Below are 12,027 nucleotides of genomic sequence, written 5' to 3'. Positions count from 1 at the left end.
TCTCGATCAATCAGCGGCTTGCGGTGTCTTCGTTTTACGGCGTGAACGGCACCCCTTGGCGCAGCAGGGGGCGACGCCCTTGGCCGGTGCCCGCCCGTCGATGGGGATCGATATCGTGCCGCCGGTGCAAAGGGCCACCGTGATCGTGCGGGCTGCCCGTTCGGGCGGCACGCCAGTCATCGCGGGGACAAGCGCGACGGCGGCAAGGCTGGTCAGAAGACCGTTCACGCCGGGTCCTCGTCATCGAGGAGAATACGCTGGGCCGCACCGTCTAGATCCTCGTACTGGCCGCTGCGCATCGACCAGAAGAACGCGGCCAGGCCCAGCCCGCCCATGCCGAGCGCGACGGGGATCAGGAAGATCAGACCGTTCATTTCGGGTCCCGTGCAGCGCGCGCCAGGAGCAGCGAATTGCCCACGACGATGAGCGAGGACAGCGACATTGCGATCGCGGCGATCAGCGGCGTGACATAGCCCGCGACGGCGATCGGCACGGCCAGCACGTTGTAGCCTGCTGCCATGGCGAGGTTCTGCCGCACCGTCTTCATCGTGCGGCGCGCGACGCGGATCGCCAGCGCGACGGGCATCAGTGCTTCGCCAACGAAGACCGCGTCGGCGGCCTGCTGGCTGACGTCGCTCGCCCCGCCGGGCGCGATGGAAACGTGCGCTGCGGCAAGGGCGGGACCATCGTTCAATCCGTCGCCCACCATCAGCACTTTCTGCCCCTCTGTGCGGCGGCGCTCCAGCTCGGCCAGCTTGTCGGCAGGCGACATGCCGCCGGTGGCCGGGATACCGAACTCGCACGACGCCTTGGATACCGCGTCGCTGGTATCGCCCGAGGCGATGGCGCTGGGAACGCCGAGCGAGGCGAGGGCGTCGATCGCCTCGGCCGCATCGGAACGCCAAGGGTCGGTGAAAAGGATGATGAACTCGCGCTCTTCGTTACGCAGCGCGACGGCCAGTCCTTCGGCGCCGTGTTCGGGGCGCAGCAGCGACACGGTGCGACCTGCGAACTGGCCGCGCAATCCTTCGCCCGGTGTTTCGTCAATATCGGTCACGTCTGCGGCGGTAACGCCTACCTGCCGTAGCGTCGTGGCCAGCGACTTGCTGAGCGGGTGGCGGCTGGCCTGCGCGAGTGCGAGGGCAACAGCGCGGTCTTCCTCGCCCAGTGCGGCGATCGAGGATGGGCGCGGTTCGCCCAGTGTCAGCGTGCCCGTCTTGTCGAGCAGGGCGTGATCCACTTCGGCAAGGCGTTCGAGCGCGCTGCCGTCCTTGATCAGCAGACCCCGCTTCATCAGCGCGCCCGCGGCCACAACCTGCGCGGCCGGAACCGCAAGGCCCAGAGCGCAAGGGCAAGTGATGATCAGCACCGCGATCGCGATCAGGAGCGACTGGTGCACGCCCGCGCCTGCGATCATCCAGCCGACAAACGTCAGCGCGGCGAGCGAGTGGACAGCCGGAGCATAGAGCCGCGCGGCCCGGTCCGCGACGCGCACGTACTTGCTTCGCGACTGTCCGGCCTCGTCCATCAGGCGGGCGATGTCGGCAATCGCGGTATCTTCCGCCGCTGCGGTTACGCGCACGGTGACGGGGGAGTAGAGGTTGATCGTGCCGGCGTGGACGATATCCCCGGGTCCCGCCGGTTCGGGCACGCTTTCGCCCGTCAGCATGGACCGGTCGAACCGGCTTTCGCCCGTCACGATCTCGCCATCGGCGGCAAGTGCTTCGCCCGCCGCGACCTGCATCATCATGCCCGGCGCAAGGTTGGCGGCGTCGACCCATTTCGTCTCGCCGCCCGGATAGGCGACTTGCGCGCCGCGGCCCATGCGAGAGAGCAGCGAGGCGATGCCCGAACGCGCTTTGTCGCGCATCACGGCATCGAGCACGCGGCCCGCCAGAAGGAAGAACAGCAGCATGACCGCGCCGTCGAAATAGGCATGTTCGCCGCCGGTCAGGACTTCATAGACGCTCATCCCCGTGGCCAACAGAACGCCGATGGAGATCGGCACGTCCATGTTGGTCCGGCGATAGCGCAGCGCCATCGCGGCAGAGGCGAAGAAGGGCCGCCCTGCATAGGCGACGGCGGGCAGTGCGATGGCTGCCGACAGCCAGTGGAACAGTTCCTTCGTGATGCCGTCCGCGCCCGACCATACCGCGACGGACAGCAGCATGATGTTCATCATGGCAAAGCCCGCGACGGCCAGCGCGCGCAGCAAGCGCTTGGTTTCCGCATCGTCGCGCGCCAGCGGGTTTTCCGCGACTGGCTGTGCCTCGAAACCCAGGTGGTTCAGGGCATCGACAATCTGCGCGTCGGTCAGGTCGGGTGCATGGCTGACCGCGACGCGCTTGGCCGAAAAGTTGACGCGCGCGGCGGCAACGCCCGCAATTTCGGCAAGCCCGCGCTCGATCTTGCCGATGCAGCCGGCACAGCGCATGCCGGGCACGGTAAACCGGCTGTCGATACAGGCAGAAGCGTCAGTCGTACGGGGGACGACCGCGTTCACGGCAGATGCCTTTCCCCGCGCCACTGGTTGCCGTTCGCCGCGATGTCGAAGCGTAGCGTCCAGCGGCCTGCGGGAAGCGGGCTGGTGCTGGCCCAGCTGCCGTCGGAGGTCAGCACGAAGACGAGTGCCTCGTCAGGCAAGTGGCCCAGCGGGTGGCGGGCGATGGCCGTGACTTGCGCGCCTACCGGAACGCCATCGGTTGTTAGGGTCACCAGGCCGTCGGCGCGGCGGGTCGGTTCGACCGAATAGCCCAGCGCGTCCGATGCCTCGGCCTTGTCCAGCCACTCGTTGAAGCTCTGGCTTGCGACGTAGGAGTTTTCGACGACAACGCCGCCGAAGCTGGAACTGGCCAGCGTAGCCATAGCCAAGTTGACCGATACGACCACGCCGAATCCCGCGACGAGGATCGCGGTCATGTGCTTTCCGGTGAAGCGGGGCTTTGCAGCAGAGGGGGTCTTGCTCATGATCAGGGTGCCTCAGGCGCGTTGAAAGCGGTTTCGGTGCTGTCGGTCTCGCCCTCTGCGTCGAGGGCGGTGACCTTGAAGCTGAAGTCCTGCTCTTCGCTGCCGCGCGGGGCCATGACGTAGACGCGAAGCGGCAAGGCGACGTCGGCGGCGACTTCGCGGACTATAGCACGGGCCGCCGAGTCGCGGTTCATGTCATCGGTCCACATCGTCGCGCCGGGCAGGCCCACGATGGATAGCTCCATCTCGCGCGGGCGGCTCTGCATGTTGCGCAGCTTCACCGTGTAGCTGTTGCGAACCGACCCGTCGCTCAAGAGCATGTAGGGCGGGTTGCGATCGGGCTGGACAGTGATGCCCGTGCGTTCACGCGAACCCAGTGCGAATAGCAGTGCGACGCCGATCGCCGACCAGACGCCGAAATAGATCAGCGTGCGCGGATGCATCAGCGTCTTGATCACGGGGCGGGGCGCATGGCCTGCGGCCTCGCGCTCGCAATCTTCCAGCGTTGCGTAATCGATCAACCCGCGCGGGCGGCCGACTTCCTTCATCACCTTGTCGCAGGCATCGATGCACAGCGCACAGGTGATGCAGCCGATCTGCGCGCCTTCGCGGATGTCTATCCCGGTCGGGCAAACGGCGACGCACTGGTTGCAGTCGACGCAGTCGCCGAACGTGTCGGGGTTCTTCTGGGATTTCTTGAGGCTGCCGCGCGGTTCTCCACGCCAGTGCTTGTACGTGACGATGAGCGACTTTTCGTCGAGCATCGCGGTCTGGATACGCGGCCAGGGGCACATGTAGACGCAGACCTGTTCGCGCATGAACCCGCCCAGCCAGAAGGTCGTCGCGGTCAGGACGGCAACAGTGGCATAGGCAACGAAAGCGGCATCGCCTGCCCAGAATTCGCGGGTCAGCGTCGGGGCGTCGGCGAAGTACATGATCCATGCACCGCCGGTCCAGAACGAGATGACGAGGTATATCGTCCACTTCCAGAACCTGCGTGCCGCCTTGCCCGCGCCCCACGGCGCCTTGTCGAGCCGCATGCGGGCATTGCGATCGCCGTCGACGAAGCGGTCGACGTGCTGGAACAGGTCGGTCCAGACCGTCTGCGGACAGGCGTATCCGCACCATGCGCGGCCGACCGCACTGGTGACGAGGAACAGGCCGATGCCCGCCATGATGAGCAGACCCGCGACGAAGTAGAATTCGTGCGGCCAGATTTCGATGTCGAACATGTAGAAGCGGCGGTTCGCCAGGTCGATCAGGACCGCCTGGTCGGGGGCATAGGGGCCGCGGTCCCAGCGTATCCACGGCGTGCCGTAATAGATCGCCAGCGTGACGAGCATGACCAGCCACTTGAAACGGCGGAACCGGCCGTCGATGCGCTTGGGATGGACGGTCGTATGCTCCTCGTAGAGCGAGGGTGGCACGTCCGGGGCCGGCGTGGAAGGCTTGCGCGCCGTTGCCGGATTGGCATCCTTTGCAACGAGCGCGCGATCCAGAAGATCACCTTCGGGCAGGGGGTCAGGGGGCTTCATCGACCTCAACCTTGGGGTCTTCGGCGACATCGATGAAATCTTCACCGCCGCCGAGAGAATGGACGTAGGCGGCCAGCATCTTCACCGTCACCGGATCGAGCCGTTCGCCCCATGCGGGCATCATGCCGTAGCGCGAGTTTGTGATCGTCGCGGTCACGTCCTCGCGGCTGCCGCCATAGAGCCAGATGGCATCGGCAAGGTTTGGCGCACCGACCTCGCGCATGCCCTTGCCTTGTGGGCCGTGGCAGACGGCGCAGTTGGCTTCGAACAGGGCGGCGCCGCGCTGCGATGCCGCGCTGGCCGGTTCGAGATCGGACAAGCTGCGCACGAAGCTGGTGACGTCGGAGATTTCCGCACTGCTCAGAATGCCGTCGCGGCCGAACGCGGGCATCTGGGAAAAGCGGGTCTCGTCCGCATCGGGCTGACGGATGCCGTGGACCAGCGTGTATTCGATGGCCTTGATATCACCGCCCCACAGCCAGTCGTCGTCGTTGAGGTTGGGATAGCCCTTGAACCCCGCCGCGCCCGAACCGTGGCACTGGACGCAGTTGACGCGAAAGGCCGCTGCACCGCCGGAAATCGCGGCACGCATAAGCGGCGATTCCGGATCGAGCTGTTCGATCGGTGTCTTGGCAAGCGCCGCCACGACCTCGGAACGCTGCTTGCTCGCGGCGTCCATTTCCTTGGCCAGCTGACCGCGGCTGGACCAGCCGATCATGCCTTCGGTTGCCTTGTTGACCATCGGGATGGCCGGATAGGCGACGACATAGCCGACCGCGAAGACGATCGTGGCGTAGAAGGTCCATAGCCACCAGCGCGGCAACGGGGTGTTCAGTTCCTCGATCCCGTCCCATTCGTGGCCGACGGTTTCGGTGTTCGTGGCTTCGTCCAGACGCTTTTCAGCCATCGTTCTCGTCCTTGAAGATCATCGTCGCGGCATCCTCATTGCGCTGGCGTGCGCCGGGCCGGAAAGGCCATGCGGCCAGCACGAGGAAGGCGAGCATCATGATGAGGAGGCCCCAGCTGTCGGCGAGATGCCGCAGCGTTTCGTAGAAGGAGTGGCCCGTCACCGGCCCTTCTCCGAGGCGAGCTCTTCCTGCGCGGCGGCGGCGTTGACGTCGACCATCGTGCCCAGCACCTGCAGGTAGGCGATCAGCGCGTCCATTTCGGTCAGCTTCTGCGGCTTGCCGTCGAAGTCGCGCAGGTTGACAGTCTCGCCATAGCGTTCGGAAAGCCCCGTGGTGTCGGCCATGGGGTTCGCCTGCGCCTTCATGTCGGCATCGGCGTTCTCGATCATATCGTCGGTGTAGGGCACGCCCACGCGCGACAGGGCCGTCAGGTTCGCGCCCATGTCGTGAACCGACAGCGGCGTTTCGGCGAGGAAGCCGTATTGCGGCATCACGCTTTCAGGCACCACCGACTGAGGGTTCTGAAGGTGCTGGACGTGCCATTCGTCCGAATAGCGGCCACCGACGCGGGCCAGATCCGGCCCGGTGCGCTTCGACCCCCACTGGAACGGGTGGTCGTACATCGATTCGGCCGCAAGGCTGTAGTGGCCATAGCGTTCGACTTCGTCCCGGAAGGGGCGGATCATCTGGCTGTGGCAGACATGGCAGCCTTCGCGAACGTAGATGTCGCGCCCCGCCTGTTCGAGCGGAGTGTAGGGGCGCATGCCCTCCACTTCCTCGATCGTGTTGTCGATCCAGAACAGCGGCGCGATTTCCACGATGCCGCCGATGGTGACGGTGGCGAATGCGGCCACGCCCAGCAGCGTGACGTTCTTTTCAAGCTTCTTGTGCTTTTCGGTCATGCTCATGGCTGAAACCCTCAGTTAGCCATTGCCGGGACGTAGGGGCGATCGGCCTCTGCGTCGTAAGCTGCGTCGTTCATCGGCTTTTCGCTGCGCAGTTTGCCCAGGATCGTCGCCCACACGTTGACGACCAGCAGGACGGCACCGGCAAGGTACAGCACGCCGCCAAAGGCGCGCAGGATGTACATCGGATGCAGGGCCGACACGGTTTCTGCGAAAGAGTTCACGAGGTAGCCGTCGGCGCCGTATTCGCGCCACATCAACCCTTGCGTGATACCGGCGACCCACATCGACGCGGCGTAGAAGACGATGCCTGCCGTCGCGAGCCAGAAGTGCCAGTTCACCATCCGCAAGGAGTAGAGCCGCTCGCGGTTCCAAAGACGCGGGACGAGGAAGTAGATCGCGGCGAAAGTGATCATCCCGTTCCAGCCCAGCGCGCCGGAGTGGACGTGCCCGATGGTCCAGTCGGTATAGTGCGACAGCGAATTGACGCTCTTGATCGACATCATCGGGCCTTCGAACGTGCTCATGCCGTAGAAGGCCAGGCTCATCACCATCATGCGAATGATCGGATCGGTGCGGACCTTGTCCCATGCGCCGTTCAGCGTCATCAGTCCGTTGATCATACCGCCCCAGCTGGGCATCCACAGCATCACCGAGAACACCATGCCCAGCGTCTGCGCCCAGTCGGGCAGCGCGGTATAGTGGAGGTGGTGAGGCCCTGCCCAGATGTAGAGGAAGATCAGCGACCAGAAGTGGATGATCGACAGGCGATAGGAATAGACCGGGCGTTCGGCCTGCTTCGGCACGAAGTAGTACATCATCGCGAGGAAGCCGGCGGTGAGGAAGAAGCCCACCGCGTTGTGGCCGTACCACCACTGGACCAGCGCGCCCTGGACACCGCCGAAGACGGGGTACGAACGGCTGCCGAAGATCGAGACCGGTACGTCGAGATTGTTAACGACGTGCAGCATGGCAACGGTCAGGATGAAGGCGAGGAAGAACCAGTTCGCCACGTAGATGTGGGGCTCTTTCCGCTTCAGGATCGTGCCGACGAAGACTGCGAGATAGGCAACCCAGACGATCGTCAGCCACCAGTCGACGTACCATTCGGGTTCTGCATATTCCTTGCCCTGCGTCGCGCCAAGCAGGTAGCCCGTGGCGGCAAGAACGATGAACAGCTGGTAGCCCCAGAACACGAAGCGGGCGACGCCGGGAAGGGCAAGCCGCGCGCGGCAGGTGCGCTGGACGATGTAGAAGCTCGTCGCGATCAGCGCGTTGCCGCCGAACGCGAAGATCACCGCGCTGGTATGCAGCGGGCGCAGGCGTCCGAAGTTGAGGTACGGCTCCAGGTTCAGGACCGGCCATGCCAGCTGCGCCGCGATGAAAAGACCGGCGGCAAAGCCTGCCATGCCCCAGAACACCGTGGCGATGATGCCCCAGCGGATGGGGTCGTCATCATAGCGTGACGGGTCGGCCGGCGCGCGCAGGATGGAATTGGCCGCGGCCGTGTAATCGGCCCGGGTCACCGTCGCGGTCAGCGCGACAAGCGCGGCGGCGGCAACGATTCCCATGTGAATCGCGTAGGCACCGTCCGCCGCAAGGGCGATCGCTGCGATTGCGAGAATAAATACGACGAGCCAGATACCCGCGCGAGTGAGAACCGTTTCCACGGTCGTCCCCCTTTCCATTTGTCCAAAGGGCATTTTTGATCCCGTCGCCCTCTGGTCCTGCGCGGCCCTGTCCGCATTGATGCATGTCAATACGGTCGCATCCAGCCACTTTTTCTTCGCGCTTGCAGGAATTTGCGCTCGATCAATGCGGGGGGCGATCGGTAAGAGCAAATGGCAAGTCGTCAGGGTGGTTGGTCAAATCACCTGATCGAAGTTTCTGATGTAACGAACGATAATACTATCCTTCGTTATTGATTGATAGGTGAAGTCATTGCGGAACCGAACGGAAGTGCTTCGAGAAGCCTGATTGGTGACTTTAAGAGTGTTTGTTAAATCTACACGTAAAGTCATTCCTGTCATGTTTCGAGTGAATGCCAAGTATCGGGAAAAATCCCGACAGGGAGGTAATCGAGATGAACAAGTTCGCACTCGCCGCAAGCGCCGTCATGGCCGCGGCCATGCTTCCGGCGGCCGCACACGCGGGCAGTCCGGACGGAAAGATCCAGGTCAAGCTGCTCGGTACGGGCGTGCTGCCCGATGGTGGCCTCAAGGAAGTGAAGTATGTCGATCCGGCGCTGCTGGACGTGCTGCTCACGGTCTCGCCGACTGCCGATTTCGACACGAAGGCGAACGACAACGTCGTGCCGACGATCGCGATCGAGTATTTCCTGACCCCGAATATCTCGGTCGAAATGATCTGCTGCGTAACGCAACACGACGTTGACGGCGCAGCGGGCCTTGCCGGGACCGAACTGGTTTCCGACGCACAGGTCATTCCGGCCACCTTCACGCTGAAGTATCACTTCACCGAAGGTCCGTTCAAACCGTACGTCGGTGCAGGTCCGACCTACTTCCTCTGGATCGAGGACAAGTCAGGCGCGACCACGCAGGCACTTGGCGCCGATTCGCAGAAGATGGACGACGAATTCGGCTTCGCGCTGCAGGCCGGTGTCGACTTCAAGCTTAACGAAAACGGTCTTGGCCTGTCGGTCGACGCCAAGCGCTACTTCGTGAACCAGACGGCTCACTGGTACGCCAACGGTACCGAAGTCCTGAGGACCGAACACGATCTCGACCCGTGGGTCGTGAGCGCGGGCCTGACCTATCGCATGTAAGTAATGGAAACGGGGCGGGCGGTCATCCGCCTGCCCTGGCTTCCAGTTCGAAACGGTCGAGTATCTCGACCGAGCGGCGGGACGGCAGGTCGATAACCCCGTCCCGCTTCAGTTTGGTGAACTGGCGGCTGACGGTTTCGATGGTCAGGCCAAGCACGTCGCCCACCTGCTGGCGCGAGAACGGGATGTCGAAGACGAAATGCGCCTGGGGATCGGGGTTGCTGCAGGTGGCCGGGTCCAGCCGCTGCGATATTTCCAGCAGGAACGTCGCCAGCCGCTCTTCCGCCGATTTGCGGCCCAGCAGCAGCATCCATTTGCGCGTACGGTCAAGCTCGGTCAGCGTGCGTTCCAGCAGCTTGTGCTCAAGCTTGGGATGTTCCTGCGCGAACTTGTCGAAATCCCTGCGCGCAAAGACGCAGACACGGGAATCGGTCAGCGCCTCGACGCCGTAGGGCGTGGTCGCGCCGAAGGGACGGCCGATGAAGTCGGACGGATAGACAAGGCCCACGATCTGTTCGCGCCCGTCTTCCATCGAGTTCGAAAGCTTCAGAACGCCATCGATGACATTGGCGACAAGAACCGCGTCCTCGCCTTCCCAAAGCAGCTGTTCGCCCGCTTCCAGGTTACGGCGACGACCGATGGTGTTGAGCAGTTCCAGCTCGTCGCCATCCATGTCCGCACAGATTGCCGTGTTGCGTACGACGCAAGTTTCACATGATCCCATGGGCAAGGGCTTTACACGCGAGGCCCCAAATCGACAATTGGCGAAATGGACTAGACGCTTGCGGCTTCGTACATTGCGGAGGGCTTCATCCCTCGCGAGGGGCGGGAACGCGCAGGCGATAGGTGACGTTCACGCGGCGCGACAGCAACAGATAGGGCAGCCAGATCACCGTGCCGATCAGGACCTTGGTGATATTCCCGTCCAGCAGGTCGCGGATCGGCTCGTTCAGCATGTCCGGCACGCCGCCTGCCATCGCAAGACGGCGGGCGAGAAAGATCTGCATGTAGAGATCGACTGCCCAGGCAAGGAACAGCATGCGCGGGAAAAGCGGGTTCAGCCGCAGCGCAAGGGCAAGGCTCGTCATGTAGAAGAAGCTGGTCACCACTAGATCGACCGCCATGACGCCGAACATCGTCTGTGCCCAAAGCGGGGCGTTCGCGCTCATCGCCGGAACGGCGGTGTAGAATTCGAACGTGCGGATCGCGACGTTGAGCAAGAGGCCAAAGACCAGCGAGGCGAGAAAGCCGTATGGCCCGAATTCGGGCCTCAGCCTTGCGGTTTCCCTGTCTACTGCCTGCCAGTTTCCAAGGATCGCGATCCGGTGCCGAACGCGAAATTCGCGCCCCAGCGCGCGGGCAGCGCCGACGCCGACCAGATAGCCCAGCACGGGCGCCACAGCGATTATCGCGTAACCCGTCATCATGGCCCAGGCATCGCTCAGCGCATTGATCGGCGCGGCGGGATCGGCAATGCGAATGGCGGTCAGGATGCCGACAATGCCCAGCCACCCGACCGTCACGCCAAAGAGGTTCGCCTCCAGCAGGTCGACGAACCTGCGACTCTGCCGCATGAGTCGACGACGCTGATGCGCGACGATGCGCAGGAGGTGTTTTCGATACGGAAACATGGCGTGCCGCCTTACAACGTCGCTCAGCCTGCCTGAACGCCTTTGGGAAAGTCGGGCGTTTCGGGTACTGCGGAACCGGGCGCCGGACGCACTGATTGAAATAAGGAGGCTTTCGGCTTCAGCCAAAACCCCGTTGCTTTCCAGAATAGCGCCGCGCCGACAATCGATACCGCACCATCGAGCCAGTAATGCCAAGCCAAGTGTACCGACCCAATCCAGATTGCCGCTACATAGACCGCAAGTAGCGCCGAGATCAGATTTCTCCAGCCGATGCGCGACTGAACGAACAGCCATGTCAGGAATGTCATCCCGACATGGATCGAGGGCATTGCGGAAATTCCCGTGCCTAGTTTTCCTTGAGCTTCGTCAGAAAGTAGCCAGTCACTGACCGCCACGGCCTTGATATTTGCGTGTGCGTGGTAGGCGCGCAGCGTATCCATCAGCGGTGAGAATCTGTCGTCGCCATAGAAGTGCTCGTAATATACCGGCCCGCACGACGAGAGTGCTAAGGCGGCAAAGTTACCTAGGACAAACCAGACGAAGAACATCGTTGCGATTGCGCGCGCTTGAAAGACGCGGTCACGCGTCATGATAGCCCACGTGACAAGGAGCGTCGAAACCGGGAACCAGAGGATGTAGAGGCGATCCAGCACGACGGTGCCGTATAGGCCGAAGACTGCGTGCGTTAGCTGCCAGGGATCCTGCCCGAATACCGCTGCCTCGAATTCTGCGATGATCGGATCGGCATAGAAAGGTATGATCTGCGGTATCTGCAGCTTGAAGGCCGAATACGCAGGCGCAGTCGCAGATATGACTGCCAACATGACCATGGCGCGGATGAACCAGAGCGGGTCGCGTCGCAAAAGCCGCCATACTACACGCAAGGGTCGTTCGTATTTCCGCCTAATCATCAGGGCTGCAATCCAGCCAAGCCAAAGAAATAATGGCAGCAGCAGGACTGGCCATCGCTTGGCCGCGACCGTCGGGACGGCAAGGGTATGTTCGCCACTCAGCCAGCGCGCGAATACGCTGAACGCCAAGGCAAAGGCACTTATCGAAATCAGCACCAGGTCCGTCCTTTGAACGTGGCGCGCCAACCTCTGTGCAAACGAAATGATGTGTCCCCCCATGGAGTGACTTTTCGTGAGAAATTCGCCCAAGGCAAGTTACAGTTGCGGATACGCATAACGTGACAAGCCATCTCGCTGGGGGCGACTGCGCTGGCTTGCCTTCGCCATCGTCGATTTTGTGCCAGATGGGAACGACTTGATGAGAAGTGAGCCAAAAATTGCGTGA

Annotated in this window: 13 protein-coding genes; 1 reads left to right on the top strand and 12 read right to left on the bottom strand. The window is 63.0% G+C overall.

What is annotated here, in order from left to right:
- Window positions 1-6 precede the first annotated feature (6 nt).
- Genes A9D15_RS09110 through ccoN form a run of 9 tightly spaced genes read right to left on the bottom strand, consistent with a single transcriptional unit; the run spans window position 7 to window position 8,003 of the window.
- On the bottom strand, window positions 7-228 hold the full coding sequence (locus A9D15_RS09110; RefSeq protein ID WP_066764155.1) for a hypothetical protein: 222 nt from the start codon (window positions 226-228) through the stop codon (window positions 7-9).
- Window positions 225-374: a cbb3-type cytochrome oxidase assembly protein CcoS gene (ccoS, locus tag A9D15_RS09105; protein WP_066764153.1), complete on the bottom strand. Its 150-nt coding sequence runs from the start codon at window positions 372-374 to the stop codon at window positions 225-227. The genes A9D15_RS09110 and ccoS overlap by 4 nt, the downstream gene beginning before the upstream one ends.
- On the bottom strand, window positions 371-2,503 hold the full coding sequence (locus A9D15_RS09100) for a heavy metal translocating P-type ATPase (protein ID WP_268237097.1): 2,133 nt from the start codon (window positions 2,501-2,503) through the stop codon (window positions 371-373). The genes ccoS and A9D15_RS09100 overlap by 4 nt, the downstream gene beginning before the upstream one ends.
- Entirely contained in the window at window positions 2,500-2,967 is a 468-nt protein-coding gene (locus A9D15_RS09095; protein ID WP_066764149.1) for a FixH family protein, read from the bottom strand. The genes A9D15_RS09100 and A9D15_RS09095 overlap by 4 nt, the downstream gene beginning before the upstream one ends.
- Window positions 2,968-2,969: 2 nt before the next feature.
- Window positions 2,970-4,502 carry a cytochrome c oxidase accessory protein CcoG gene (gene ccoG, locus A9D15_RS09090; RefSeq protein WP_082924371.1) on the bottom strand — a complete coding sequence of 511 codons (1,533 nt, stop codon included), beginning with the start codon at window positions 4,500-4,502 and terminating at the stop codon, window positions 2,970-2,972.
- Window positions 4,489-5,409, bottom strand: coding sequence for a cytochrome-c oxidase, cbb3-type subunit III (gene ccoP, locus A9D15_RS09085; RefSeq protein WP_066764146.1), 921 nt, complete (start codon window positions 5,407-5,409; stop codon window positions 4,489-4,491). Before ccoP ends, ccoG begins: the two co-directional genes overlap by 14 nt.
- Window positions 5,402-5,572, bottom strand: coding sequence for a cbb3-type cytochrome c oxidase subunit 3 (locus A9D15_RS09080; RefSeq protein ID WP_066764142.1), 171 nt, complete (start codon window positions 5,570-5,572; stop codon window positions 5,402-5,404). Before A9D15_RS09080 ends, ccoP begins: the two co-directional genes overlap by 8 nt.
- Entirely contained in the window at window positions 5,569-6,318 is a 750-nt protein-coding gene (gene ccoO / locus A9D15_RS09075) for a cytochrome-c oxidase, cbb3-type subunit II (RefSeq protein WP_066764140.1), read from the bottom strand. The genes A9D15_RS09080 and ccoO overlap by 4 nt, the downstream gene beginning before the upstream one ends.
- 11 nt (window positions 6,319-6,329) lie before the next feature.
- Complete coding sequence (gene ccoN / locus A9D15_RS09070; protein ID WP_373283506.1) at window positions 6,330-8,003, bottom strand: cytochrome-c oxidase, cbb3-type subunit I; 1,674 nt, start codon at window positions 8,001-8,003, stop codon at window positions 6,330-6,332.
- A 395-nt stretch (window positions 8,004-8,398) separates the two neighbouring features.
- Here ccoN and A9D15_RS09065 point away from each other — a divergent pair, with 395 nt between their 5' ends.
- Complete coding sequence (locus A9D15_RS09065) at window positions 8,399-9,100, top strand: OmpW/AlkL family protein (RefSeq protein WP_066764256.1); 702 nt, start codon at window positions 8,399-8,401, stop codon at window positions 9,098-9,100.
- Between the two features lie 22 nt (window positions 9,101-9,122).
- Here A9D15_RS09065 and A9D15_RS09060 read toward each other — a convergent pair whose 3' ends face one another.
- The 3 genes from A9D15_RS09060 to A9D15_RS09050 all read right to left on the bottom strand — a co-directional run bounded on the left by A9D15_RS09060 (window position 9,123) and on the right by A9D15_RS09050 (window position 11,798).
- Window positions 9,123-9,824 (bottom strand): Crp/Fnr family transcriptional regulator, encoded by a 702-nt coding sequence (locus tag A9D15_RS09060; protein ID WP_066764139.1) that lies wholly within the window; start codon window positions 9,822-9,824, stop codon window positions 9,123-9,125.
- 85 nt (window positions 9,825-9,909) lie between these two features.
- Window positions 9,910-10,674 carry a hypothetical protein gene (locus A9D15_RS09055; protein ID WP_066764136.1) on the bottom strand — a complete coding sequence of 255 codons (765 nt, stop codon included), beginning with the start codon at window positions 10,672-10,674 and terminating at the stop codon, window positions 9,910-9,912.
- 80 nt (window positions 10,675-10,754) lie between these two features.
- Entirely contained in the window at window positions 10,755-11,798 is a 1,044-nt protein-coding gene (locus tag A9D15_RS09050) for a phosphatase PAP2 family protein (RefSeq protein WP_172807503.1), read from the bottom strand.
- Window positions 11,799-12,027 lie beyond the last annotated feature (229 nt).

The organism is Croceicoccus pelagius (assembly GCF_001661915.1).
In the GTDB taxonomy this organism is placed as follows: domain Bacteria; phylum Pseudomonadota; class Alphaproteobacteria; order Sphingomonadales; family Sphingomonadaceae; genus Croceicoccus; species Croceicoccus pelagius.
This window is presented reverse-complemented; position numbering and strand designations above follow the sequence as displayed.